We start from the raw sequence: 26,509 nt of genomic DNA, 5'->3' as shown, positions 1-26,509 counted from the left end.
AAACAATTGTATTTTATGGACTGCAAAGTTAACTCTTTCTGAAAGATTATCTGGAAACGTCAAATCATTTTATTTGTTAAAATAAAGAGAATTTGATAATTTGTAAATATTTTACGTTATTTTCTGACAAATTGTAATACATCAGTATCAAAATGTTTACATTCTTACCATGCCTGTAGAATTAAAAACAATAGTAATTGCCATCAAAGACTATCTAAGACTTCCCTTCCCTTATTCGTCAAGTAGTAAGACTGCATAGGATGATTAGGCGATTCTGGGTATAGCATTGCAATATATCCTTCTGCCAAGTTCGGGGCTATGTAAGTATTAACAAAGCTCGACCTGTTACGCAAATTCATTTCTTCCATCAAGGTTTTCATGTTTGCACCTTTTTCGCCAACTACCGACAAAAACTTCTTTAGACGTTTAGCCTTAGATGCGTGCATAGAGGTTGTATGGTGAACTTGTATGGTTGTATGGTTGTATGGTTGTATGGTATCCCGTTTGAATGTCACCCAAACAAAAGATGCGTTTTGGCTATACTCCGGTTCGGGTAGGTTTGCATCTCTACAAGCATCTATGATACGACCAACGCCACTGCCCCAATTCTCCAAGAATGTTGTTTTGAAAAGTACGTCAGCAATAGTTGGGTTCTGTGGGAAGGAATGATGTGACTGTTTGATGGTCTCAGTTGTCAACTCCTCTGGTAAATGACCAGAGTTCTCAATTTCAATGCGGTCATCATAGATGGCGATGCCAACAGAACTGCTTGTGTTGTGAAAGAATCGATGGCAGAGCGCATTCGTCAAGGCTTCTCTCAGAGCTTCAGCAGGAACTTCCAGTTTCTCCTCTCTCGTAAAGCCAACAATTTTCCCGCTAATCGAGAGGTGTTTAAAGAAGAATGCCATGCCTGCATCCAAAAGAGTGAAGAAGTTACCATAAGCACGTTGGTTGTCAATAAACTCGTTCTTGTTGGTACCACGGAAACGAGCCATGCGAAGAAGGAACTGAGGGAACTGACTAGTATCATGCAGAAACAAGGCTGCTGCTGCATTTTTCAGCTTTCCATCGGAAGTTGTAAGTTTCAGTTTCTCGACAAGATTTTCAGTCGTTTCCATCAATGAAGATGCTGGCATACGACCACGTTCAACGCCGAGGCGTACACCGCCCCTTATTCGTTGCTCCTCCAGATCGTCAATGGTGATGCCCTCGCATACTTGGTCTTCCCATTTATAGTGATTGTTCTTGCTCCGCATCAATCTGTCTTCAAACATATCACGGGGCATAACAGCGGTAGTACTTTCTATCCGTATATATGGTTTGCTGTCGTAAGTGTAGGGGGCACTCCAATAACCAGCAGCATTCACATGAATTGCAATAACAAGAAAGCCCGGACGGTCTGGCACATCAATGTATTCTACTGGTAGGTCAATCAATGGTTCCAATTTGGCTATCTCTCTGGCAATCTCCTTCCGTGTGTTGTCAGTCACTTCCTGGCCAATAATCTTCAGTGTTGTCGGTGCAATGCCGAAGAACAGCCAGCCACCAGCAGTATTGAGGAAAGCACAAACGGTACGCAAACCATCCTTCAACTCGCCAGTGGTCTTTTTCATTTCCAACGTGCGAGTCTCATCATCATGAATCAACGCTTGTATTTCCTCTATCGTCATATCATTATTTTTGAGTTAACGGCACAAAGGTACAAAATATTCTCTAATATTTGTTTTGCGATTCTCATATTTCTTTGTATATTTGCAACCGATCAAGCCAGTCCAGCCACCCTTGACCAACAAAGATAGGGGCTAAAGGACAGGGCGGGTTGAAATAACATCGATGGAATCCCTAGGCTAATAATACCGTTTGTAAGGCAAGCCAAGGGAAAAAGGACGTTTTCGAACGTTATTATCTGTGATCTATCCTTTCACAGAGGTAATGCAACGAAGCGTTCACGTGGGTGCATTATATTGAGGTTATGTAATAGCCATTGTTGTTTTCTATGGTTAATTTTCTGACTGAATTATAATCATATCACTCGGCGTGGGTTGGCTTGCGTTGCTTATCCTTGAAAGGGGGCAATGCTAAGGCATGAGATCTGGGATAAGCGCGGAGGAACAAACTCCCACGTCTTTTTTATTTCCAGACCTAAAACAAATCATCTACTAACGCTGAATTCGGGAGTTCAGGAGGCAAACTAAAACCATTATTGCTATGAAGAGTAATAAGTGTTCACATCTGCTGATTTTATCAGTGGCAGCATTACTTAGTTTCTTTTTTGTCTCCTGTAGTAAAGATGAGGAAGAAGAGAGTGACATGCAAGAAAATACAGAAAATCTGAGTAATCAGGATCCTGAAGGCACAATTGTACTGAACTTGATTAGCGGTGCTGATGGTAACTATTACACAATTGGAGACCTGGGAGAGATTCATGTAGATGCGGCAAACAATTTTAGAGGGAAGGAAAGCGATTATAAGATAGAGTTCGTCAACATAGGCAGAGTTGATGGTCTTGCCAGAATAACCCAGATTCCTGTAACTGGCTGGTCTAAAAGTGCTGCTGTAGTGCCTGGTACAGGCTACGTGATGCGTTACACCCCGTGGAGTGGGTATGGTAGGCCAGTTGAGTATGCCCGAATCTATGTTGTTGACTATCTAACAACGGCTACTACTGATGAGTTTGGAACGACGACAGGTAGCAATTCTGGCGCAATTATCAAATATCAGGCTCCATTCCAATTACCTATCAAATTGGACAAGACCTCTTTATCTTTCAGTAGCGAAAGAGAGACTATGACATTAACTCTGGAGAATCCTACTTCTGTAACAGTAGAAGAAAAGCCTGACTGGTGTGAGGTGACAACAAAAGATAATACTATCGCTGTGACAGTCTCGGAAAACCTGACTGCAGAACAACGCCAAGGAGAAATCATACTATCAAACACATCTAGTACGGTCAAGATTACTGTTACTCAGAAAGGAGCCTCTTCACCTATGTTCCAAGCAGGAAGCGGTACAAAAGAAGACCCCTATCAGATTAAGAATGCGAATCAGCTGAAGTCTATCACAAAAGCCCTCAACGCCCATTTCGTTTTGACTGCCGACATCACCTTGAATGAAGATGCCAATGGCAGTGGATGGGATCCGATAGGCAAGAAAGAGAATCCGTTTACGGGTACGCTTGACGGCCAAGGCCATACGATTAAAAATATGTGGATGAAGCGCCCTACCACTAATGGCGTTGGATTGTTTGGCTATATTAATAATGCTACAATTAGCAGAGTTATATTGGAAACGGACGATAATGGAATAAAAGGTGCCAAGTCTGTAGGAGGTATTTGTGGGTATGGTCAGGGCAATTCCTCATTCAACAAATGTGCCGTAAAAGGAAATATTGCAGGAAACGAATATATAGGGTCTATTTGTGGAGAAACTAATGGATCTGTTACTATTTCTGAGTGCTATTCGGAAGGCAGTATAACGGGGACCCAAAGTTATGATTATGTTGGCGGAATAGTTGGTGTTGCAAGTCCAAACTTAACAACCATCACGGAATGTTACTCAAAGGCTTCTCTAAAAGGAGGGTTATGTGATGGTGTTTCATTTGGTGGAACGCATTCACAATGCTATTATGCAGGAAAAGTGTCTAACACTAATAGTAATATTATGGATGGTAAATTTACATGTGGTGGTATATATACTTACTATGACAAAACCATTATTGGGGCAACCAATTTGTATGACACTCAGAATGCACGAACCACTCAGCAGATGATGACACAATCAAATTATGAAGGTTGGGATTTCGTAAAAACGTGGAAGATAACAGAAGGTAAAACCTATCCTACACTGCGTTGGTACAAGAAATAAAGCAGGTACTATATGAATAAATATCTTGTTGTATTATTAGCATTGGCGGGATTAATTCCCGCCAATGCTCAATACACCTTCACTATTGACGGCGGATTCAGTGGCGACTGTGCGAGGGTAATTGGAGTGAGAGAATTGAACACTCAGTTGCAACAATTAAAAGGACAGGCTATATCTGGCTTCCCCGACCAAAGCTCTTGCGAACAGGTAAGAAATCTTGTCAATAGCGTAAAGGCACAGGCAGAAATGATTATCTACGACGCAAGGACAGGAAGAACGATAGATAGGAAGAAATATAACTGCTATTTCAAATTAACAGCCTCTCCCTGTACTGGTCGGCCCATGAATAGATCTACCATCAACATTGGTGTACCCAACATAAAAGGAGTCAACCAAGGTACCAGCTTCTATTCTACTAATGGCGCTCAGGAAATCAATGACTGGAGCAACAACTATATGGAGCAAATACTGGCTTTGAAAAAGAACGCACAAAAACAGATGACCGCATCTGTCTCAACGGGTGACGATGAGTATGACCGCGCCAGAAATAGTTCACTGCCTGTCATAGACCCAGACAAGCCTTATGTGTCCTTGAACATGAGAGAAGGTGGCAGCAGTACCATTGTATCAGAGGATCTCATCGCGCCCAAAGAGCATCCTGCAAATGATATAATGGTGGCAAACTATCTTCTTCAAGTCGATAAAACATCTATGCCCTCTCTCATTCAAGCTGATGATTACATCTCATGGATAAAACAGCAGTTTTATCAAGCATCAGGAATGAATATAGACAGGATTGTGAGTCAAGGAGTTCCAACAGAAGCAGAAAGACAAGCCATGGCTAACTATCGTGAATTTGCAAAAACTCTTATTAATGAAGCAAACAAGCAGATAGAAGAAAAAAGGATGGAAATAGACATGTCTGTTGAAAAAAAAGAAACAGATATGGCTATATTAGCTTTCGATTGTTATGGAGGAGATAATGAAGAGCTGATGTCTAAAACAAATTATGCCATGATTCAATCTAAATGGCTTAAAGAAGACGATCCAATCAGACAATTAGCAGAAGCGATAGAAACATGTAATAAACAAACAGGTTTTCACGCAGTTCTATATCATAATAATTTAACTAATGAATATGCTATAGGCTTCGAGGGTTCTGCGATGAATATATCTGCAGACGCATGGAATGACTGGGCATTTAATAATGCAACTCAAGCAGCAGGTGTGATAGGTCCTCAGTTTATTCTTGCAAATACAATAGCAAATGCAATTAATCAATTACCTCCTGAAACAAAGATAAATATAACGGGGCATTCTCTTGGCGGTGCATTAGCAACTTATGTAGGATTATCTACAGGAAAACCAACTTACACATTCAACTCAGAGGGACTCTCAGACAAGATACTCAAAGACAACAATCTTTTTGAAAAGAAGAACAATGGTGACTTCAATATAACAGCTTATCATGCATCCAATGATGCTCTAACAACATCCCAAAAGGTTGCGCAAAATGTGACAGGAAGAGTTTTTGACCCTTCGGACAAGAGCAACACTTATGTGGCAAAAGCTATTGGGACAGAGGTTGACTTGGGGGTGCTTAACGACAATGTTATTTACAAGGCAGGTCGAAGCGTGATTGCACTTAGTGGAATTACAAATTCCATACAAAGTCTTGATGGGCATAGAATGACACATGTTGTTAATCACATACTAAACCAAAACAGTAATACACAGGAAAAATGGGATAACTATTTACATGCAGTAGCAAAACTGAATGCAGAGAGAGCTAAAATAAGTATGCGAACTATAGAGTCTATCAACATATCATTTGAATAACTATATGAAAAAGGTTCAGATATTCTTACTGCTTTTTGTTATCACAACGCAACAGGCTATTTCTCAGTCTCTTGGTGAATTAATAATAGGAAAGACATTGACTGACTATTCGTCTAAGACAGTTAGGGCTTACCTAAAACAAGGAGAAGTACTGAGTTCATTGATGTTATACGCCTCAGCCCTATCTCATGCCCAAGACACCCGCAATGCGGGTCGTGGCGTCAGCGGAGAGCTTATAGCTGAATATGCCTATGCCCTTGCCCTACACCATGACTTCGAGGCAGCTCTGATGAATATCGATCGCGCCAGAATGGTTGGGACGAAATATGCTGATTTCTATTCGGCCCAGGTGCTGACGCTGATGGGCTACGAAGATGCGGCACAGCAATTAATGAAACAAGCAAAAGTTCCTGAGTGGATAGACGGAGTTTATCAGGGTCTTAATGAAAAGTACAAGACTAAGACCAGCATCAACAACGACGCTCCTTCCGATGCACTGAAGCGAGCCAACAAACTTGCAGCCAATCATCAGACGATACAGGCAATAGCTCTGTTTGAGGAATTGAAGCAACGTTACTCTGACACCTATATCGTATATATAGATAACAGCGCCCTTTGGGAAACATTGGGTCATTACGCCTATGCTTCTCAACTACTGCAAAAGGGTATCTCTCTTATGCCTCAAGAACTGGCAGAAAACAAACAGGTTTTTGAACACCATCTGACTAAAGTCAACGACCTAAAATTGAAATTCGAGAATGCTTCATGGCTGAAACAATTGCTTGGTATGAATCCTCCTAAAATGATGACGTACATCGGAGCTTCAGCAGCTAAGGATATGTATTCACTGAACAGCCGACTGGGATTCTATACCAGCAATAAGTTTAGCGCTTCGCTAAATATTGGTATCAACTACTATAATGAGGAGTTCTCTGGTAGTATCGGTGCTTCGGTCTATAAAGCATGGGGCATTTTCGTTGGAGGAATCGGACTGACAGACATGTTCAACAAAGAAAGTAGTACGCTGAATCTGTCGCCATCAATTGGACTCTCTTTCCTCAACAAAGCACAGACGTCATCGTTCGACATTACGATAACTGGCTATATACCCTTCTCTTCTGAACAAAAGTTCAGCTATAGTATCTCACTTGGTAAAACCATTTATTTCGACTTTAACGGACTGTTGAAATGAGAAAAATAAAAAATATTTTGATGTGCCTGCTATTATTAATGGTGTGCATATCGGTGGACGCTCAGACAAGAAAGACGACCCCAAAACGAACTAAAGCAAAGACAACTCAGGTGAAGAAAACACAGAAACCTACCAAAGTTGATACCGTAGTTGCAGAAAAGAAAGAAGTACCAAAACATAAGAGCTTGTCTGACCCGACAGTAGTTAGATATCTGCGTGGAGGATTTGCCAAGGACGGGAAATTGAATCTGATAACTAATGCTGATTACGGCAAGTTAAATTCTGAACAGAAGCGAGATGTGCTTAGCAAAGTAGCAAAAGAATTTGCAGACTATGACATGAATATCTATCCTGGAGGTCAGCAACGAGAACTATGGATTTCGTCGCCCGAGGGGGTGAAAATGCTAAGTCAGTGGAACAACGACAGCCTTCAAATTGAAGACTACATGCCATTGGAACTGCAAAGGAGTGGCGACACAAAAGTATTCTACTATGTTGGCGGAACATTCAATGGAGGCGATAACTACACAAATGGTAGTTTAAATCTGCGTGGCGGCTCATACCTCTACAAGAATATTTTAGATGCTTCCATTACATTGAATCTTGGCTATAACAATTTTGGAGATGAAAGTGATTTTGCAGGCGATATAGGTATCGACAGCCGAGCCTATCTTCCTTTCAATATTAAAGGAGTCAATCTTGCTCCATATGCAGGAGCTGGCATATCATGGGCATTTGCTCCTGAGAGCTATTCCGAGTTGCGCCTACTGGCGGGTGCTTGTTGGTTCGTAGGGCCAGGCAGTCTGGATATAGGTATGCAATATGGTACAGAAAGTGACTTCTCGCTGACACTCGGCTACACCTTCCGTATTCCAGTAAAAAGCAAATGAAACAAATCGTTTTCCTCATAATTGTTAATATCTGTCCTGTCGTTCTGTTAGGACAAACTTTCTCTTATCCTATGCCACCTGACAGTATTCTTGATCGTCAAAGGCGTGTCGCCTATATGGCTGAACACTTCTGGAATGAGCAAAGCATCAGTGACACGTTGAATTTTCAGAATCCGCGATTATTGCTTGACTACCAATACTTGTTGAAGCAGTTAGACGAAAAACAAGCGGAGGCTTATGCCAATTCTTTCATTGAATTAGCATGCCGAAAGAAACATACTTTAGGGCAAATTATCTACTGGTTGGACAATATTTTGTATGACTCTTCATCACCGCAATACGATGAAAGAGTATATATGCTTCTAATGAATGCGGTGCTGTGTTCCGATGCCGATTCCGTAATGAAAATGACTCCTGCAGCACGTGTGAAAATGATGAAAAAAAATGCAATAGGTAAAGCTGCCAACAACTTCTCCTTTATCGACAAGAAGGAGCAAGTACATTGTCTTTACGACATTAATACTCCTCTTTTGCTACTTATCTTCAACAACCCGGATTGTTCTCTTTGTCACTCAACAGAAGAAAAAATTGAAAATAATGCCCACATTCAAAATATGGTAAAGGATGAAGTACTAAAGATTCTTGCCATCACGCCTAATTCGGAAATAGCAGATTGGAAAGAACATCAATATCCTAAGAATTGGATAACAGGATTTGACCAAAACAAGGAGATTTACCAAAAACAACTATATGACATACAACGGCTACCATCAATCTATTTGCTTGATAAAGACAAGCAAGTATTACTCAAAGAAGCTAATTATGACAGACTTTGCCAATACTTACAAGAGAATGCGCATATTACCAAAAGGGAAGATTCATATTAAAAGTTCATTCAAACCACCGTTCTATTATGTTACAACCACCGTTCAATTGCAACATAACCACCATTCAATTGCAACATAACTACCGTTCAATTGCAACACAACCACCGTTCAATTGCAACATAACCACCGTTCAATTGCGATGCAACCAACGTTCTATTAATGCATAATTCATAATGCATTTGCAAGTCTAATTATAAGTTGTTCACTGAAAACAATTATGAATTATCAATTATCAATTAAAAAAAGCTCCCCTCTTCGGCATCACGCGGAAGAGGGGGCAGGAAATCAGTTAAAAAAAAGATTATGGTTCGCGACAATCGCGAAATATCAATCGATAGCGAGCGACACGCCCAGCACCATATAGGCTTTCTGTGAGCATGGGTTGGCTACCACCTGGCCGAAGACGGGCAGACGGAAGGTGTCGGTCACTTTCACTTCTTTTGTAGCTTTCAGTGAGAGGTTGGTAACGGCTGCCCCTGTGGTGCCGTAGAAATCGGTGGCAAAGGGAACGACACCTGCTGTTGCTGTCCAATCCACTCCACCGAGGGTGAAAGGAACGGTTGCCTCTACATAACTGCTATAGGCACGATCGCCGTCTTTGTTCACACCGTCGTTGCCGGCAAAGTTGGTGAACCACTGCAGACTGGCCACTCCGAAGTCGTAGCCGATATTGGCCTCGAACACATGGTTGGTGCCATGGGCATTGTATCTAAAATAGCGTCCATCGGGATCGCCACCAGTTGTAAACCAATAGTCTGACACACCGATGTTCAGTCCACCGATGGTATAGGCCAGCGTAAGGTCAAACTCCTTGGTGTCGGCAGGATTCACGAGTCCGTAACTGCCCCAGGCACTGAGTGACAATCCTTTATAGCCAACGCCGAAAGTAGGCTGAACGGCTGTGCTTCCCAAATCCTGACCACGCCAGATATAACTGCTCACGAAATCTGCACCAAGTGTCGTTTCAACTTTGTCTTCTCCCTGTGCAAAGGCCATCATGCTCATGGCCAGGCCCATAGCAAATAAAATTGTCTTTTTCATAATCATCAATTATCAATTATAAATTTGTCCGTTCGGCTTCGCCCAATAATTAATTGTCAATTCTCAATTGTCAATTCTCAATTGTCAATTCTCAATTAGTTATAGCAGCTTTCGCCATGTTCATAGACATCAAGTCCCTCTTCCTCTATACGTTTATTAACGCGCAAACCATGAATATATTTTATTCCATAGAACAGAGCCACACCACAGGCAGCTGCCCAAAGGTCAATCACCAAGACACCGAAGCACTCTGCACCGAAGAAGCCCCATCCATGACCGTAGAAAGCACCGTTGCTGACAGACAGCAGACCCGTCATGACGGTTCCAAGAATACCGCAGACACCGTGTACAGAAGAAGCACCTACGGGGTCGTCAATGTGCAGTTTGTGATCAATGAACTCGATGGCAAAAACCAGTACGACGCCACAAACCAGACCGATGATGATAGCACCGAAGGGTGATACGAGATCACAACCGGCTGTGATACCTACCAGACCTGCCAATACACCGTTCAGCGTCAGTGAGAGTGATGGCTTGCCGTATTTGATATAGGTGAGGAACATTGTTGCCACACCACCGGCAGCAGCAGCCAGGTTGGTGGTCAGGAACACATGAGAGATAGCCACGCGGTTCACCTCGCCACTGGCAGCCAACTGAGAACCGGGGTTGAAACCGAACCATCCCAGCCAGAGGATGAAGACACCCAGAGCAGCCATGGCCAGGTTGTGACCAGGGATAGCGCGACTCTTACCATCCTTGTCATACTTGCCCACACGGGGACCCAGTGCCAAAGCACCAATCAGTGCCAGCACACCACCTACAGAGTGAACAATTGCAGAACCAGCGAAATCGTGGAACACATCGCCAAAGGTGGTCATCATAAAGCTGTCAACAGCATCGTTGCACAACCAGCCGCCACCCCAGGTCCAGTGACCCTCGATGGGATAGATAATCAGTGAGATGACTGCACTATAGATAAGGTACATCGAGAACTTGGTGCGCTCGGCCATAGCACCGCTGACGATGGTAGCACTGGTGGCACAGAAAACGGTCTCGAAAATCAAGAAACCCTCAACGGGCAGATCGCTCTCATAGAAACTCAGGTCGCCCCAGTTGGGCATACCCATAAAACCTCCCAGCGTATCGGCACCAAACATAAAACCGAAGCCGAGGAAGAAGAACAAGAGCGAGCCGAACATAAAGTCAACGAAATTCTTCATCAGGATGTTTGCCGTGTTCTTACCGCGTGTGAAACCTGCCTCACAAAGCGCAAAACCGGGCTGCATCCAGAAAACCAGCATGGCTGCCAATAGCATCCATACAGTATCAAGTGAAATTCCTATTTCGTTCATAGTCCTGAAAATCTTAATGTTTAATTTTTAATGTTTAATGTCGAACTATTTCTTGTCTCTCAATACGGTGTCACCTTTCTCGCCTGTGCGAATAGAATAGGTTTCCAGCACATCGCTCACGAAAATACGTCCGTCGCCCACCTCACCGGTATGGGCCACCTCAAGCAGCACCTTGATGGTGGGGTCGAGAAACTGGTCACGACAAACAATAGTAATAGCTACACGCTCGATGACATCCGTTGAATACATCACACCACGGTAGATACGTTCCTGTCGGCTCTGTCCGATACCGTGCACGTCGTGATACTCAAACCAGTTGATGTCTGACGTCAGCAGGGCTTCCTTGACCTCTTCAAACTTGGTCTTGCGGATAATTGCTTCAATCTTTTTCATACCTTAAAACCTTTTAGTTAATACTACTTGTCACTGTGACTTTTCTGAATTCGAGGGCAAAGTTACCGTGTTTTGCCAACATAGAAATACACTTTTCATGCCTTTCAATGTAGATTTTTAAGGTAAATAACAATCTGTAACGAAATCATAACATTTTGCTTACAATTTGTTACTTTTGCCAAAAAAGTAGATTAAAAAGTCGGAAATAAGTTTGGTTTTCTTACATACTGCTATAATTTTGCGCCCGATTTTAAGATAAGAGAAGTTTTTATATAGGATAATATGGAAAGAAGCGAAAGAAAAGGACTATACCAGCCCGAGTACGAGCACGATGCCTGCGGTGTGGGCATGGTGGTGAACATTCACGGCGGTAAGAGTCATGAACTGGTGGACAATGCACTGAAAGTGCTAGAGAATATGGAGCATCGTGGCGCTGAGACACGCGACAAGACAGGCGACGGTGCCGGTATCATGTTACAGATTCCTCACGAGTTTATTTTGTTGCAGGGCATTCCCGTGCCAGAGAAAGGAAAGTATGGTACAGGACTGGTGTTTCTGCCTAAGGACGAACAGGCACAGCAGCAGATTCTCTCTATAATGATAGAGGAGATTGAGCGCGAAGGACTACAACTGATGCATCTGCGCACGGTGCCCACCAACCCTGAAGTGCTGGGTGTGGCTGCCCGCGAGGTGGAACCCGACATCAAGCAGATTTTTGTGAAGAGAAGCCTCACCCCCGGCCCCTCTCCAAAGGGCGAGGGGAGTGATTACAACCCTGTCGAAGAAGAAAAGGCATTTGAGCGTGTATTATATATAATAAGGAAAAGAATCGAGAATAGAGTTGCGGAATTAGCAAAGGCATCTACTCCCCTCGCCTCTGGGAGAGGGGTCGGGGGTGAGGCTGTTGATGACTTCTACATCTGTTCTCTTTCCTCAAAGAATATCATCTACAAAGGTATGCTGACCAGCGGACAGCTGCGTCGTTACTTCCCTGATCTCTCGAACGACTATTTCACAAGCGGACTGGCGCTGGTTCATTCACGTTTCAGCACAAACACATTCCCTAAATGGAAGCTGGCCCAGCCATTCCGTTTGTTGGCCCACAACGGCGAGATCAACACCATTCGTGGCAACCGCGGTTGGATGAAGGCTCGCGAGAGTGTGCTGAACAGTGAGGCACTGGGCGACATCAAAGACCTGCGCCCCATCGTACAGGAAGGAATGAGCGACTCGGCATCACTCGACAACGTGTTCGAGTTCCTGATGATGAGCGGACTCTCGCTGCCACAGGCCATGGCGATCCTGGTGCCTGAGAGTTTCAACGACAAGAACCCCATTTCAGAAGATTTGAAAGCCTTCTATGAATATCACTCTATCCTGATGGAGCCCTGGGATGGTCCTGCCGCTCTGCTGTTCAGCGATGGTCGCTATGCAGGCGGTATGCTCGACCGTAACGGCTTGCGCCCCAGTCGCTACACCATCACCAAACAGGGTATGATGGTGGTAGCCTCTGAGGTGGGCGTGATGGATTTTGAACCGGGCGATGTGGTATCGAAAGGTCGCCTGCAACCTGGAAAAATTCTGCTCATTGACACCCAGGAAGGCAAGATTTACTATGACGAAGAAATCAAGGAACAGTTGGCTAAGGCTCATCCTTACCGTGAGTGGTTGGCTGAGAACCGCGTGCAACTGGAGAAGCTGAAGAGCGGCCGAAAGGTAGATAACTCAGTAAGCGACCTTGAGCAGAAGCTCGTAACCTTCGGCTTTGGTCAGGAGGATATCGACAAGACCATCATCCCCATGGCTACCGCCGGACAGGAACCTGTGGCAGCTATGGGTAATGACACTCCACTGGCCATCATCTCAGACCGTCCGCAGGTGTTTTTCAATTACTTCCGTCAGCAGTTTGCACAGGTCACCAACCCTGCCATCGACCCCATCCGCGAGGAGCTGGTGATGAGTCTGACAGAGTATATCGGCGCCGTGGGAACGAACATCCTGACACCCGATGCCTCTAACTGTAAGATGGTGCGCCTGCCACAACCCGTATTGACCAACACACAACTCGATATTCTTTGTAACATCCGCTACAAGGGATTCAAGACAATAAAATTGTCATTAGCCCACCCCCAGCCCCTCCCCAAGGGAGGGGAGCCAGATTGGAATCAGGCTGGTGAGAATTTAAGAACTGCTTTGGATAATCTTTGCAAGAATGCAGAACAGGCAGTAGATGATGGTTACAACTATATCATTCTTACAGATAAGGTAAACGAAGACCCCTCCCTTGGGGAGGGGACGGGGTGGGCTTTCATCCCTTCTCTCCTTGCAGTATCGGCCGTTCACCATTACCTGATTAGCGTGGGCAAGCGTGTGCAGACAGCTCTGATTGTGGAAAGTGGTGAGATTCGCGAGGTGATGCACGCCGCCCTGTTGTTGGGCTATGGCGCCAGCGCTCTCTGTCCTTACATGACCTTTGCCGTGCTGGATGATCTGGTGAAGAAACACAAGATTCAGGAGGAGTATGCTACTGCCGAGAAAAACTATATCAAGGCCGTGGACAAGGGCTTGAAGAAGATCATGAGTAAGATGGGTATCTCTACCATCCGCTCATATCGTGGAGCCAAGATTTTCGAGAGCATCGGACTGAGCGAGGACTTGCTGCGCCGCTACTTCGGTACTGAAGTAAGCACCATCGGCGGTGTGGGCCTGAAGGAGATTGCGAGGGATCAAATACGATTCAGCCTCACCCCCGACCCCTCTACGATTGGAGAGGGGAGTGGTTACCTTCCTAACCACGGTCAATTCTCTTGGCGCAAGGACGGCATCCAACACGCTTGGAATCCTGAGACCATAGCCAAACTGCAAATCGCCTGCAGAACAGGCAACTATGAACTGTTTAAGGAGTGGGCTAGGTCAGTAGATGAAAAAGAATCTCCCATTTTCCTGCGTGATTTCCTTCGCTTCAAGAAAGTATCTACTCCCCTCTCCAATCGGAGAGGGGCTGGGGGTGAGGCTGAGGTTGAGCCTGTAGAGAGCATCGTGAAGCATTTTGTCACCGGTGCCATGTCGTTTGGTGCTTTGAGCATTGAAGCCCACGAGGCTTTGGCACTGGCCATGAACAAACTGGGTACGCGCTCTAATACTGGTGAAGGTGGCGAGGACAACAGCCGTTATCATACTGAGGTTGACGGCGTAAGCCTCAGCAGTAAGACTAAGCAGATTGCATCTGGTCGTTTCGGCGTTACTGCCGAATACTTGGTGAACGCAGAAGAAATACAAATTAAGGTGGCCCAGGGTGCTAAGCCCGGTGAGGGCGGTCAACTGCCCGGTTTTAAGGTGAACGACATCATTGCCAAGACGCGTAATGCCATCCCCGGCATCTCGCTCATCTCTCCCCCACCTCATCATGACATCTATAGTATCGAGGACTTGGCACAGCTCATCTTCGACCTGAAGAACATCAACCCCACGGCTGCCGTCAGCGTAAAGCTTGTTGCCGAGAGTGGCGTAGGAACCATTGCTGCCGGTGTGGCGAAGGCTAAGGCCGACCTCATTGTAATCAGCGGTGCCGAAGGTGGTACGGGTGCAAGTCCCGCATCAAGTATGCGATTCGCAGGAATCTCACCTGAAATAGGACTGGCCGAGACTCAGCAGACGCTGGTACGCAACGGTTTGAGAAATCAGGTGCGCCTGCAGACCGACGGACAGCTGAAAACCGCCAAGGACGTGATTATCATGGCGATGCTCGGTGCCGACGAGTTCTCGTTTGGTACGCTGCCGCTTATTGTGCTGGGCTGTGTGATGATGCGTAAGTGCAACACCAATACTTGTCCCATGGGTGTGGCTACTCAGAATCCTGAGCTGCGCAAGCACTTTGAAGGTCGTGCAGAGTATGTGGTAAACTACTTTACGTTCCTGGCCCAACAGGTGAGAGAATACCTTGCTGAAATCGGCGTAAAGAGTCTGAAGGAGATTATAGGACGGACCGAACTGATTGAAAGCCTCACCCCCAGCCCCTCTCCGAGTGGAGAGGGGAGTAGTGTCACCGACAAATGGGCGACCATTGACTTCGGTCGCTTGCTTCACAAGCCTGACACTGACAAGGCGCTTTATTGGGACCGCGGGGCATACACAGAGGTTAGCGGCAACCAACTCAACAAGCAGATATTGGCGGACTTCAATGAAATTCTATCTACTCCCCTCGCCTCTGAGAGAGGAAACGGAGGTGAGGCCTCGTACGCCATTAAGAATACCGACCGTGCCGTGGGTACAATGCTCTCAGGTGCCATCGCCAAGAAATATGGTGAAGAGGGACTGCCCGACAGTACTATCAATATCAAGTTCAAAGGCTCAGCCGGTCAGAGTTTTGGTGCATTTGCCGTGAAGGGTGTGAACCTGAAACTCGAAGGAGAGTGTAACGACTATTTTGGAAAAGGACTCTCAGGTGGTCGCATCTCTATTCTTCCTCCTGTCAGAAGTAGTGAGGATTTCCATGCTGAGGAAAACATCATCGCTGGCAACACCGGTCTGTATGGCGCCACCAGTGGAGAACTCTACGTCAACGGTAAGGTGGGCGAACGCTTTGGTGTGCGCAACTCGGGTGCCATCGCCGTTATCGAGGGCGCCGGCGATCACTGCTGCGAGTATATGACTGGCGGTCGTGTGGTGGTTCTTGGTAAGACGGGCCGCAACTTCGCTGCTGGTATGTCAGGCGGTGTGGCCTATGTCTATGACCCCGACCACACATTCGACTATTTCTGTAATATGGATATGGTGGAGCTATCGCTGGTCGAGGACTCTGTATCGCGCAAAGAACTGCTCGAACTCATTCGTCAGCACTATCTGCACACAGGATCGGCCCTTGCAGGAAGGATGCTCGACAACTGGCATCGCTATATTGAGGACTTCATTCAGGTGGTGCCCATCGAGTACAAGCGCGTTCTCGAGGAGGAAAAGATGCAGAAGCTGAAAGAAAAAATCGAGAACGTCCAGCGCGACTATTAAATTGATAATTGACAATTGATAATTGATAATTGATAATTGAGATGGGAAATCCAAAAGCATTTTTAGAGATACATCGACAGGAGGCTGGCTACCGCCCCATTCACGATAGAATACACGATTTTGGTGAAGTAGAGCAGACGCTCAGCGTCCGCGAACGTAAACTGCAGGCTTCGCGCTGCATGGACTGCGGCGTACCTTTCTGCCACTGGGCTTGTCCGCTGGGCAACAAAGCCCCCGAATGGAACGATGCCCTGTATAAGGGCGACTGGGAACTGGCCTACAAGCTGTTGAGCAGCACCAACCCCTTCCCCGAGTTCACTGGTCGCATCTGTCCGGCACTCTGTGAGAAGGCCTGTGTGCTGAACCGCTTTAACCACGAGCCCACCACCAACCGTGAGGATGAGTGTGCCATCACCGAGATGGCCTTTCAGGAGGGCTTTATCCAGCCTCACATTAACATCAAGCGCCGCTCGGCTGAAGGACGCTCGCAAGGCGAGAATGGCAAGAAGGTGGCTGTGATTGGTGCCGGCCCTGCCGGACTGGCTGCTGCCAACGACCTGAACCTGATGGGCTACACGGTAACGGTGTTCGAGAAGAACGAAGCCGCCGGCGGACTGTTGCGCTACGGCATCCCCAACTTCAAACTGAATAAGGCCGTCATCGATCGTCGCATCGCCCTGCTCGAACAAGAAGGCATCGAGTTCAAATACGGCAGTCCCATTTCTTCTGATGCGATTTCATCGCAGCTCTCAACCGGCTTCGACGCTGTCATCATCTCTACCGGCACCCCAACCGCTCGCGACCTGAAAGCTCCTGGTCGCGAACTCAAGGGCGTTCACTTCGCCCTCGAACTGCTGTCACAGCAGAACCGTGTGCTGGCAGGCATTGAATTTAGTAAGGACGAACGTATCACTGCCAAAGGTAAGGATGTGCTGGTGATTGGTGGTGGCGATACAGGTTCTGACTGCATTGGCACTGCCCACCGCCAAGGATGCAAGAGCGTGACTCAGATAGAGATTATGCCCAAACCTGTTGAAGGTCCAGAAGACCCGCAGAGCCCTTGGCCCAACTGGCCGCGTACACTCAAAACAACTTCCAGTCATGAGGAGGGCTGCACCCGTCGCTGGAACATCAACACACTGGAGTTCTTGGGTGAGAACGGTCATCTGACTGGCGTAAAGGTGCAGGAGATAGACTGGAAAACCAATCCTGAAGGCGGTCGCCCCATCATGGTTGAGAAAGGCAAGCCTGAGATTATCAAGGCCGAACTCGTCCTTCTCGCTATGGGATTCCTCAAGCCTGAGCATCCTGAATACCCTGAGAACGTGTTTGTCTGTGGCGATAGCGCCAACGGTGCCTCACTGGTAGTGCGCGCAATGGCCAGCGGTAAGGAGACTGCGAAGAAAGTTGATGCATATCTCTCCATCCTATGAAGAAGTTGATGCATATCTTTCCACCCTATGAAGACATTTCTAAAGTCTCAGTTTCATGAAAAAGATTCCCTTCACCAAGATGCACGGCTGTGGCAATGACTATATCTATGTCAATGTCATGGAGCACCCTATCGACAATCCTGCCGAGGCAGCCATTAAATGGAGCGATCGCCATAAAGGCATCGGTTCCGACGGTCTGGTGCTGATAGACAAGAGTCCTGTACCCGAGGCCGACTTCTCCATGCGTATCTTTAATGCCGACGGCTCTGAGGCCATGATGTGCGGCAATGCCTCGAGGTGCATCGGAAAGTATTTGTATGAAAAGACTCTCCCCCAGAAGACTCTCCCCCAACCCCTCCCTGTGAGGGAGGGGAGTGGTTACCAAGAAGCTGAAATACGCTTGTTGACACTCTCTGGGATTAAAAATCTCTATCTTCATATTGTTAATAATATAGTTGAATCCGTTACTGTGGATATGGGTGAGCCTGTATTTGAAGACGAAACTCTCTTCAACCCACAAATTGCAAAAGGTCTATCCACTCCCCTCCCTCACAGGGAGGGGTCGGGGGAGAGTCTCTTCGTCTCCATGGGCAACCCTCACTACGTCATTTTCACCGACGATATAGACCAGGTGGGTAAGACAGGGCCTCAGCTCGAGCGCCATTCTGCCTTTCCTCAGCGCTGCAATATTGAGTTTGCGACTCCCCTCCCTTCGGAGGGATCGGGGGAGGCCTTCCGCACCCGTGTTTGGGAACGTGGCAGTGGTATCACCCTGGCCTGCGGAACAGGTGCTTGCGCCACGGCTGTTGCCGCCTGCGTCACCGGTAGGGCCGGACGAACATCGCAAATCGTGATGGACGGTGGAACCTTAAAAATTGAATGGTGTGAAAAAGATTCTACAATTGGTTCACAATTTTTTAAAAAGAATCACGTATATATGACTGGTCCTGCAGAATTCGTCTGTGACGGCGAAATAGAATTATGAATTATGCATTATAAATTATGAATTGAAAAAATATGGCATTAGTAAACGACCACTTTCTTAAACTCCCCAACAACTACCTGTTTGCCGACATTGCCAAGAAGGTGAACGCCTTCAAGGTGATGCACCCCAAGGCCGACGTCATCTCGCTGGGCATTGGCGATGTGACCCAACCGCTGTGCCCCGCCGTTATTAACGCCATTCACCGTGCTGCCGACGAGATGGCTACCCGTCAGGGTTTTCGCGGATATGGTCCTGAACAGGGCTATGATTTTCTGCGCGAGGCCATTCTGAAGAACGACTTCCTGCCCCGCGGCATTCATCTGGACATTGACGAGATTTTTGTCAACGACGGTGCGAAGAGCGACACGGGAAATATTCAGGAACTGATTCGCTGGGACAACTCCATCGGCGTTACCGATCCTATCTACCCCGTATATATCGACTCAAACGTGATGATTGGCCGTGCCGGTGTGAAAGGCGAGGACGGCCGCTGGTCGAATGTAATATACATGCCCTGCACGGCCGAGAACGGATTCGTGCCAAAGTTGCCCGACCGCCGCGTAGATGTTATCTACCTCTGTTTCCCCAACAACCCCACGGGTACCGTTATCTCGAAACAGGAACTGCGCAAGTGGGTGAACTACGCACTGAAGAACGACACGCTCATCTTCTACGATGCAGCCTATCAGGCTTATATTAAGGATCCGGAGATTCCCCACTCTATCTACGAGATTCGTGGTGCCCGCAAGTGCGCCATCGAGTTCCACTCGTACTCTAAGACGGCCGGCTTCACGGGTGTACGCTGTGGCTATACCATCGTTCCCAAGGATTTGACGGCCGCCACGCTGACGGGCGAGCGCATCCCACTCAATCCACTGTGGAACCGCCGACAGTCAACCAAGTTCAACGGCACCAGCTATATCTCACAGCGTGCCGCCGAGGCTATCTACACGCCTGAAGGAAAAGAGCAGGTGCAACAGACCATCAACTACTATATGGAGAATGCAAGCAAGATGCTCGACACCTTCCGCGGTCTCGGTTTTGAGTGCTACGGAGGCGAGAATGCTCCTTATATCTGGATGAAGACACCTACCGTTGACAGCCTCAGCAACATTCGCAACACCAACCGCAGTAAGTCGTGGCAGTTCTTCGAGGAACTGCTCTATGGAGCCAACGTGGTGTGCACGCCGGGTGTGGGCTTCGGACCGTCGGGCGAAGGCTATGTGCGTTTCACCGCTTTCGGCAGTCACGAACAGACCGACGAGGCTCTGAACAGAATAGCTAAATGGGCAGGAAAATAATCTGATTTCCTTTTTATATAAAAACAGTTCAACGGATTTCGCAGACGAAAAAAACAGTCTTCGGAATCCGTTGTTCGTATAAAATGTTGTATCTTTGCCGCCATGATGAAGAATATCTGCAAATTCATAGCCGACTATATGGGCATTCTGGTGCTGGTGGTATCGATAGCCGCACTGATGTGGCCCGAAGTACTGGGACAGATAAAGCCCACGGTCATCAATCCCCTGTTGGGACTAGTGATGTTTGGTATGGGACTCACCCTCCACCTGGAAGATTTCCGCATTGTGTTCAGTCGCCCGAAGGATGTCATCATAGGTTGTCTGGCACAGTTCACGGTGATGCCCCTTTTAGCCTGGGCGCTCGGCAAGATTTTCTCGCTCGACGAGGCACTGGCCGTAGGCGTGATACTCGTAGGCTGCTGTCCGGGAGGTACCGCCTCCAACGTGATCACCTATCTGGCCAAAGGCGATCTGGCCCTGAGTGTAGGCATGACGGGCGTCTCCACCCTCTTGGCCCCGCTGCTGACACCCCTGTTGGTATGGCTGTTGGCAGGAAAATCGGTCGATGTCGATGTGGTGAGTATGTTCCTCAGTATTCTTTGGGTGGTCATTCTGCCCATCGTAGCCGGTTTGGCGGTAAAACAGTTGTGGCCCCGTCAAACCGAGCGTGCCGTCGATTATCTCCCTGCTCTTTCATCGGTAGTCATCTGCACCATCGTAGCCATCATCATTGCCGCCAATGCCTCAAAACTGCTATCGGGTGGAACCGTTATCATTGCCGTGGTCATTCTTCACAACCTCTGCGGACTATCGTTTGGCTATCTCATCAGCCGCCTGTTGGGCATGACCACTGCCAAGCGCCGTGCTGTTGCCATCGAGGTAGGCATGCAGAACTCCGGTCTGGCCAGCAGTCTTGCAACACTCCATTTCGCCACCTACCCCATGGCCACTATTCCCGGTGCCATCTTCAGCGTATGGCACAACCTGAGCGGAGCCGTCATCGCCCGCTGGTTTGCCAGGAAAGCATGATCTGTGAAGAACATTAATCAGTTCTACTGTCTCAGATACTTCCGATTTAATTTGTCCAGATGCAAAAATTGTAAGCAGAGAGAACAGAATAGTAACAAAAGTTTTCTTTTGCATATTATTATACACTTTTAAATAACGTTTGATCAATTAAATGGCGGGATTCAAGAGGAATTGTATATCGTTAGTATACTCAGCATCTTACATTACTTATTGTGTCATAAACACTCTCCAACTACCATCCTTTTCTCCACGTTCAGCATACTTCTTCTGAATCAGTTGGTCAAGGAGTTTTTGAATAGCGGCGATACTGATGCCAGTTATTTCTTTCATATCAGCCAATGTAAGCGTAGGTTGTGTTCGCATAGCATTCAGTATTTTAGTATAGTTAGGTGTACGGAAAGCTATCCGTTCTCCATCATACCACCACACATTTTCATCCTTTTCACTCACAAAGAGTACATCATTATATACCTCTGTAGCTACCAGTTCATTGAAGTATTTCAAGAACGGTTTGATGTCCTTAATATCAGCATGTGCACCATCAGCAGGTACTGGGCCGACTTCCATATCAGTCTGATGTAAAGCCTCTAAATACTCACTCTTTTTACGACTGCGCACTACAATCATCGGATAATCGTGACGAGTAAGAATAAAGTTTACCATCAGTCGGGCTATACGTCCATTTCCATCCTCAAATGGGTGAATACGGATGTATCTGTAGTGGAATAGTGCAGCTAACTCAACTGGAGAAAGTTTTCCTTCCTGCTCAGCCATGTTATACCAGTCCACCAAATCTGTCATCAAACTAGGAGTTTCCTCTGGTGAGGCGTATTCGAATCGGTCGCCATAGCGAGTGATGACACTGTTGGGGCGAGTCTTATATTGTCCCGCATGGATGACATAGCTTGTTTGTACACCCTCAGGAAGCTCTCGATAGACAGTATAGTCCTCACGTAGCAAGGTTTTATGTAACGTCCGGATAAAGTTCTGTGTTAGCGGAACCTCCTTCACTGATGCCTCTTCAGACATCATACGAAGTCCAACGTTACTCGCTGTCATCTCCTGTACATCACGCACATCAGCCTCGCCAATTACCTTACCAAATAGCAACAGGATTTCCGTCTGACCATAAGTCAGGGTATTACCTTCAATATGATTGCTATTGTAATTGAAGTCCACAGTGAAACGACGGCTAAGTCTATCCCTGTCTTTTTCAGACAATGGTTGTAAATTTTGCCATGCTGCCAATGCTTTCTTAATATTCAGATACTTCATACGGTCACAATATATTATATTAACGTCACAAAGATGCGATTAAGCGAGTGCAAAGAGAACATGTTCTCATTTGCCGAGCGGGAGCATTCTCGCAGTTATCATGCTGCAAAGATACAAAACATTTTCAAATGGTTGTAACATTACAACCTTTTTTAGTAAAATCCACTCGATTTGCCTCTCTCCATCCTAATTGATCTTCATACAAATTGGTATCATTGTCCCATTGGGTTGTATACCAGAAGTCCTTTTTTTTGTTGTTGAGGCAAGCTTTGCTTCAGGCAACAGGGAAGTCGAATAAAAAAACAAGGAAAACAAAGTGGCACTATTTGTTTTCCTTGTTTTTATTTGTTATTATAATCGACGCTTACATATAATAAAAATAGGTGGGGTGAAATTATTTTGCTACCACCATCTTCTTGTTGTTGATGATGTAGATGCCTTTCGAAGGCGTAACCACAGGTTGACCCGTAAGCGTGTAGGCTGTGTTGGTCTTTGTGAAGTGGCTGTTGGCTGAGCTCTGCGGTGCATCGTCGATGCCCGTTTCAACCTTGTTGCCCAGGCGCAGCAGCTTCACGCCATGTGTGGGCACAGAGGTACTGATGCTGCCAGTTGCGGTGCCCAGGTCTTCGCCAGTCCATACGTCGTGCACGGGCACTGCTTCGCCTGCACCGTAGCCCAGTTGGGTGAGGTCTACGACATAGGGGGCTTTCTTGCTTACGTAGAAGATGAACTCCATCGTGGTGCCTGTCGACGATGTGTTGTCGGTGTCGCACGACGAGTCGTAGCCACACAGCGCGCGCAGCGTCTTGTAATTGTGGCCCGTGGGCAGATCGTAGATCAGCGTGCACTGGGCATTCATTCCCAGTCCTGTGTTGTAGGATTTGCCGTCAACGCGCAGCGTTGCACCCTCCACATTCTTGTTCACATGCAGGGTGCCCCATTCAGCCGAGTAAGAAGTCTGCTTCAGCGTGGTGAGCGATGTTTCGTTGCCGTTGGCATCAATCAGCACAGGATCAATCAGGTTGGCACGGTCATAAGCAAAGCCGTCACCCCAGTTGCTCACAACAATCTTCAGCTGTTCAGCCCCCGTAATGTCGGCCTCCAGCATCTTGCTCTTGGTGCCAGTGCGACTGATGAGACCTGAGCGTGCAGCTGCATTGTCCTGCTCGTCGGTCAAGGGGTTCTGATCGAACACCAGGAAACGCAGCGAGGTGGTTGCTCCCGTCTGTCCAATGCCCGAATCGTCGGCAGCGGCCATGGCACGGAATCGCACCACATCCATTGTGTCGGGTATTTGGAAGAAGATAGCCGCATTGGCATCGGTAGAGAAGCCACGGTCGTAGGCAGTGCCCAGCACCTTCATCTTTCCGCCATTGTCAACGTTCTTGTTTTCATACACACGGTTGAAGTATGACTTGGTGTACTGTCGCGTTTTGAATTTGCCCGTAAGTTCCACCTCAGTGCCATTGCTCAGCACAAGTGTGGGGTTGATCCAGTCACCATGGTCATAGTTGAAGTTGTCGCCACCGTCGTCAACCACCAGTACCAACGTCTTCGAGCCTTTAGGCCATTCAACGTCCACGTCTACAGCGTGCCCGTCAGTGGTGTAGGCCACAGTCTCGCTTTTGTAGAGCGCTTTCTGTCCCACAATCCATCGGTTGTCGTTGCGCTGAAACATGGCCAGAAAGCGAGTGTCGCCAATGTGTGATGTCCATACCACGCGGCCCAGATCTTCGTCGGCCCACAGCTGATGGGCATCCTGTCCGTATTTGTGCATTTGATGATATTCCTCGTTGTTCAGCAGCGACAGGGTGAAGGCGTCGTTCTTGGTCATCTCGCCGCCAAAGAACAGTGGCGAGTGGCAAATGCCCCAAAGCGTCATCATCGTGAGTTGTTCGTTCTGCGAAAGGTTGGTCCATCGGCCCTTGTCGGCTGCGGTGTAGCCAGCATCGGCCACGGTCATGGCAATCTGCCCCAGGGGCAGCATGTCGCAGTCGGCGTAGTTGCCGGGTCGGGTGATGTTCTCCCAAGCATGGGCTTCGTTGAACACAGCGTCCACGTGCGACCAGTTGTCCCAGAGGTCGTCCATCATGCGCCACATGTTGGCGTTTTGCAGGCATTCCTCGGCATACTCATACTTTGTTTTGCCAGGCGAAAGTGAGAGCACAATGGGACGGCTCGTCTGGTCAATGGCCTTGCGAATCATGTGAATCTCATCGGTGTAGAAGGGGCGGCTCAGGTCATCGATCTTCAGGAAGTCAACGCCCCATTCGGCATAAAGGTCCATAATCGAGTTGTAGTACTGCTGGCCGGCCGCGTTGTTGCGCACCAGCAGATTGTCCTTCAGCCATGTGCAAGGCGATGTGGTGCCTTCGTACACCTGGCTCCATGGCGTCTGCTCACTGCCCTTCAACTTGTAGTTAGAGCCCACCACGTTCTTGGGCACGCCTCGCATGATGTGTATGCCAAACTTCAGCCCCATTTGGTGAATCTTGTCGGCCAGAGCCCTGAATCCCATGTTCTTTCCTCCTACCATGCAGGACGGGAAACGGGTGGGCGAAGGCAGATAGCGTCCATACTCATCGAGCACGTAGTCTTGGTCGCCACGCTGATTGTAGTTGCCGCCGCCCAGCGATGGGTGGTTGCAATACCAGCGAATGTCCACGACCACATACTCCCAGCCATGGCGCACCAGGTCGTTGTCTACAAGATATTGTGCATTTTGCAGCACCTCTTTCTCCGTCACGCTGCTATAGTAGCAGTCCCATGAATTCCATCCCATAGGCGGTGTCGCAGCCCATGTGCGGAAAGTGGCCATCGACTCGTCTGATTGTGCCTTTGCAAAGTTGCAAGACAGGAGCATGGTCAGAAGGATTAGTGTAAGTTTTTTCATTGTAGTTATGGCTAGATTCCACAGCACTTTAGTTAATAGCTTTTATAAGTCAGATATTTCACTTACCTTAGTGCTGCAATTCAAGACAAGCAAAATCATCAATGACATGGCAAAGATACAACTAAAATCTGAGAAAGTCACTCCTTTTGGAGGAATATTTCACGTAAGAGAGCTTTTTTCCCGTTATATGGATCCGATTATCAACAAAGTGCTGGGGCTGCAGCAGCGGCAAAAGATATGAAGATGATTTATGAGAGAGTCTCTTAGAGATATCGACCAACTGTCCTCATGACTTTTTCGATTTACCGAAAAAGACACCAATTTGAAGCGCTTTTTATCGTTATTTTTCTTGCTTACTGGGCTCAAAACTCGCGCCAAATTCAGCAAACGGGAAATGGGACGGAAATACGCGAGTTTTGAAGGGCCTGGGCTATTTTTAGAACTATCTGAATATCAAGCGTTTGAGAGAATGTTGATATTCTTCTGAGATACTTCTGTTGTAGAAGTTCTATGATGCCGCAATGGAACTTCTACTATACCGCAACCACCGTTCTATTGCAATGCAACCACCATTCAGTTGAAATGCAACTGCCATTCAGTTGCGATGCAACCACCGTTCAGTTGCAGTATAGCAGACGTTCAGTTATGGTGTAAGAAAAGGGCTATTTCACCATAGCTGTTATGGCAATTCCATGCTTTCAAGAAAAAGTGCGCCAAAACATGCATTTTTCTATAAAAAAGTAGGAAAAAAGGGGGAAAATAGGTATTTTTCAGCTCCAAGATATGGGGGGATGGTACAGATGGAGGGGCCAGAACAAGGGGGGTCCGCTCTAAAAGCGAGGGGGTCCCGTTCTAGATTGAGATTTTTATTTGTCTTGATTTTCGAAAAAAAAGAAGGAAGAGAATGAGAGAGAAAAAGATGGAAAAAGAGGAGAAAAATCTAAAAGGAAAATCTCTTTTTTTTACGAACACGGATGAAACGGATGGAACGGATATTTAAACAAAAACCATAAAATACCCATTTCTTACAAAATGAAAAACATCGGACCTACGGTCCTGGAAAACCGCTGCGCAGTGGTGGAGATTTTAAAAACAGATTTTTCGGCAGATTTTAAGCGGAGCGCCCATAAA

17 protein-coding genes are annotated in these 26,509 nt (G+C 47.0%); 11 read left to right on the top strand and 6 right to left on the bottom strand.

Translation table 11 applies throughout. From position 1 onward, the window contains the following. Positions 1-203 precede the first annotated feature (203 nt). Positions 204-1,670: an ATP-binding protein gene (locus L6475_RS00270; RefSeq protein WP_237821375.1), complete on the bottom strand. Its 1,467-nt coding sequence runs from the start codon at positions 1,668-1,670 to the stop codon at positions 204-206. Between the two features lie 538 nt (positions 1,671-2,208). Here L6475_RS00270 and L6475_RS00265 point away from each other — a divergent pair. The 5 genes from L6475_RS00265 to L6475_RS00245 are packed head-to-tail and all read left to right on the top strand — an operon-like array spanning position 2,209 to position 8,672. Further along, entirely contained in the window at positions 2,209-3,864 is a 1,656-nt protein-coding gene (locus L6475_RS00265) for a BACON domain-containing protein (protein WP_237821372.1), read from the top strand. 12 nt (positions 3,865-3,876) lie between these two features. Beyond that, positions 3,877-5,703 (top strand): hypothetical protein, encoded by a 1,827-nt coding sequence (locus tag L6475_RS00260; RefSeq protein ID WP_237821370.1) that lies wholly within the window; start codon positions 3,877-3,879, stop codon positions 5,701-5,703. Positions 5,704-5,707: 4 nt separating this feature from the next. Then, entirely contained in the window at positions 5,708-6,895 is a 1,188-nt protein-coding gene (locus L6475_RS00255; RefSeq protein WP_237821368.1) for a hypothetical protein, read from the top strand. Continuing rightward, the gene (locus L6475_RS00250; protein ID WP_237821366.1) at positions 6,892-7,785 is read left to right on the top strand and encodes a hypothetical protein; all 894 of its coding nucleotides are present in this window, start codon (positions 6,892-6,894) and stop codon (positions 7,783-7,785) included. The genes L6475_RS00255 and L6475_RS00250 overlap by 4 nt, the downstream gene beginning before the upstream one ends. Next, a complete protein-coding gene (locus L6475_RS00245; protein ID WP_237821364.1) occupies positions 7,782-8,672 on the top strand; it encodes a DUF5106 domain-containing protein in 891 nt (296 codons plus the stop codon). The genes L6475_RS00250 and L6475_RS00245 overlap by 4 nt, the downstream gene beginning before the upstream one ends. Before the next feature lie 327 nt (positions 8,673-8,999). On the opposite strand, the gene L6475_RS00240 is transcribed toward L6475_RS00245, so the two are convergent. The 3 genes from L6475_RS00240 to L6475_RS00230 form a co-directional block, all read right to left on the bottom strand. After that, complete coding sequence (locus L6475_RS00240; RefSeq protein WP_237821362.1) at positions 9,000-9,713, bottom strand: hypothetical protein; 714 nt, start codon at positions 9,711-9,713, stop codon at positions 9,000-9,002. 95 nt (positions 9,714-9,808) lie between these two features. Beyond that, on the bottom strand, positions 9,809-11,065 hold the full coding sequence (locus tag L6475_RS00235) for an ammonium transporter (protein ID WP_237821360.1): 1,257 nt from the start codon (positions 11,063-11,065) through the stop codon (positions 9,809-9,811). A gap of 45 nt (positions 11,066-11,110) precedes the next feature. Then, positions 11,111-11,458: a P-II family nitrogen regulator gene (locus L6475_RS00230; protein WP_091816563.1), complete on the bottom strand. Its 348-nt coding sequence runs from the start codon at positions 11,456-11,458 to the stop codon at positions 11,111-11,113. A 282-nt stretch (positions 11,459-11,740) separates the two neighbouring features. Between L6475_RS00230 and gltB the strand changes: the two genes are divergently transcribed. From gltB to L6475_RS00205, 5 genes are all read left to right on the top strand, one after another. Beyond that, the gene (gene gltB, locus L6475_RS00225; RefSeq protein WP_237821358.1) at positions 11,741-16,462 is read left to right on the top strand and encodes a glutamate synthase large subunit; all 4,722 of its coding nucleotides are present in this window, start codon (positions 11,741-11,743) and stop codon (positions 16,460-16,462) included. A 41-nt stretch (positions 16,463-16,503) separates the two neighbouring features. Then, positions 16,504-17,895, top strand: a complete 1,392-nt coding sequence (locus tag L6475_RS00220; RefSeq protein WP_237821357.1) for a glutamate synthase subunit beta — start codon at positions 16,504-16,506, stop codon at positions 17,893-17,895. 55 nt (positions 17,896-17,950) lie between these two features. Further along, positions 17,951-18,880 (top strand): diaminopimelate epimerase, encoded by a 930-nt coding sequence (dapF, locus tag L6475_RS00215; RefSeq protein WP_237821355.1) that lies wholly within the window; start codon positions 17,951-17,953, stop codon positions 18,878-18,880. Between the two features lie 32 nt (positions 18,881-18,912). Continuing rightward, positions 18,913-20,181, top strand: a complete 1,269-nt coding sequence (locus L6475_RS00210; protein WP_237821353.1) for an LL-diaminopimelate aminotransferase — start codon at positions 18,913-18,915, stop codon at positions 20,179-20,181. 105 nt (positions 20,182-20,286) lie between these two features. Further along, positions 20,287-21,210: a bile acid:sodium symporter family protein gene (locus L6475_RS00205; protein ID WP_370641686.1), complete on the top strand. Its 924-nt coding sequence runs from the start codon at positions 20,287-20,289 to the stop codon at positions 21,208-21,210. Between the two features lie 207 nt (positions 21,211-21,417). Here L6475_RS00205 and L6475_RS00200 read toward each other — a convergent pair whose 3' ends face one another. Next, complete coding sequence (locus tag L6475_RS00200; RefSeq protein WP_237821349.1) at positions 21,418-22,485, bottom strand: Fic family protein; 1,068 nt, start codon at positions 22,483-22,485, stop codon at positions 21,418-21,420. Positions 22,486-22,879: 394 nt separating this feature from the next. Next, positions 22,880-25,378 (bottom strand): NPCBM/NEW2 domain-containing protein, encoded by a 2,499-nt coding sequence (locus L6475_RS00195; protein ID WP_237821347.1) that lies wholly within the window; start codon positions 25,376-25,378, stop codon positions 22,880-22,882. Between the two features lie 7 nt (positions 25,379-25,385). Between L6475_RS00195 and L6475_RS00190 the strand changes: the two genes are divergently transcribed. Next, positions 25,386-25,619 carry a hypothetical protein gene (locus tag L6475_RS00190; RefSeq protein ID WP_237821345.1) on the top strand — a complete coding sequence of 78 codons (234 nt, stop codon included), beginning with the start codon at positions 25,386-25,388 and terminating at the stop codon, positions 25,617-25,619. Positions 25,620-26,509: the final 890 nt, after the last annotated feature.

The sequence above is a fragment of the Prevotella sp. E9-3 genome (assembly GCF_022024015.1).
Taxonomy (GTDB): domain Bacteria; phylum Bacteroidota; class Bacteroidia; order Bacteroidales; family Bacteroidaceae; genus Prevotella.
Note: the sequence above shows the minus strand (reverse complement) of the source record. Positions and strands in the feature narration are given on the sequence as shown.

Bases quoted from the DNA above. Each gene is read 5' to 3' on its own strand.
- L6475_RS00210 (WP_237821353.1), top strand. From the start codon at position 18,913: ATGGCATTAGTAAACGACCACTTTCTTAAACTCCCCAACAACTACCTG.
- L6475_RS00235 (WP_237821360.1), bottom strand. From the start codon at position 11,065: ATGAACGAAATAGGAATTTCACTTGATACTGTATGGATGCTATTGGCA.
- L6475_RS00240 (WP_237821362.1), bottom strand. From the start codon at position 9,713: ATGAAAAAGACAATTTTATTTGCTATGGGCCTGGCCATGAGCATGATG.
- L6475_RS00255 (WP_237821368.1), top strand. From the start codon at position 5,708: ATGAAAAAGGTTCAGATATTCTTACTGCTTTTTGTTATCACAACGCAA.
- L6475_RS00270 (WP_237821375.1), bottom strand. From the start codon at position 1,670: ATGACGATAGAGGAAATACAAGCGTTGATTCATGATGATGAGACTCGC.
- L6475_RS00250 (WP_237821366.1), top strand. From the start codon at position 6,892: ATGAGAAAAATAAAAAATATTTTGATGTGCCTGCTATTATTAATGGTG.
- L6475_RS00230 (WP_091816563.1), bottom strand. From the start codon at position 11,458: ATGAAAAAGATTGAAGCAATTATCCGCAAGACCAAGTTTGAAGAGGTC.
- L6475_RS00220 (WP_237821357.1), top strand. From the start codon at position 16,504: ATGGGAAATCCAAAAGCATTTTTAGAGATACATCGACAGGAGGCTGGC.
- dapF (WP_237821355.1), top strand. From the start codon at position 17,951: ATGAAAAAGATTCCCTTCACCAAGATGCACGGCTGTGGCAATGACTAT.
- L6475_RS00245 (WP_237821364.1), top strand. From the start codon at position 7,782: ATGAAACAAATCGTTTTCCTCATAATTGTTAATATCTGTCCTGTCGTT.
- L6475_RS00265 (WP_237821372.1), top strand. From the start codon at position 2,209: ATGAAGAGTAATAAGTGTTCACATCTGCTGATTTTATCAGTGGCAGCA.
- L6475_RS00260 (WP_237821370.1), top strand. From the start codon at position 3,877: ATGAATAAATATCTTGTTGTATTATTAGCATTGGCGGGATTAATTCCC.
- L6475_RS00195 (WP_237821347.1), bottom strand. From the start codon at position 25,378: ATGAAAAAACTTACACTAATCCTTCTGACCATGCTCCTGTCTTGCAAC.
- L6475_RS00190 (WP_237821345.1), top strand. From the start codon at position 25,386: ATGGCTAGATTCCACAGCACTTTAGTTAATAGCTTTTATAAGTCAGAT.
- L6475_RS00205 (WP_370641686.1), top strand. From the start codon at position 20,287: ATGAAGAATATCTGCAAATTCATAGCCGACTATATGGGCATTCTGGTG.
- L6475_RS00200 (WP_237821349.1), bottom strand. From the start codon at position 22,485: ATGAAGTATCTGAATATTAAGAAAGCATTGGCAGCATGGCAAAATTTA.
- gltB (WP_237821358.1), top strand. From the start codon at position 11,741: ATGGAAAGAAGCGAAAGAAAAGGACTATACCAGCCCGAGTACGAGCAC.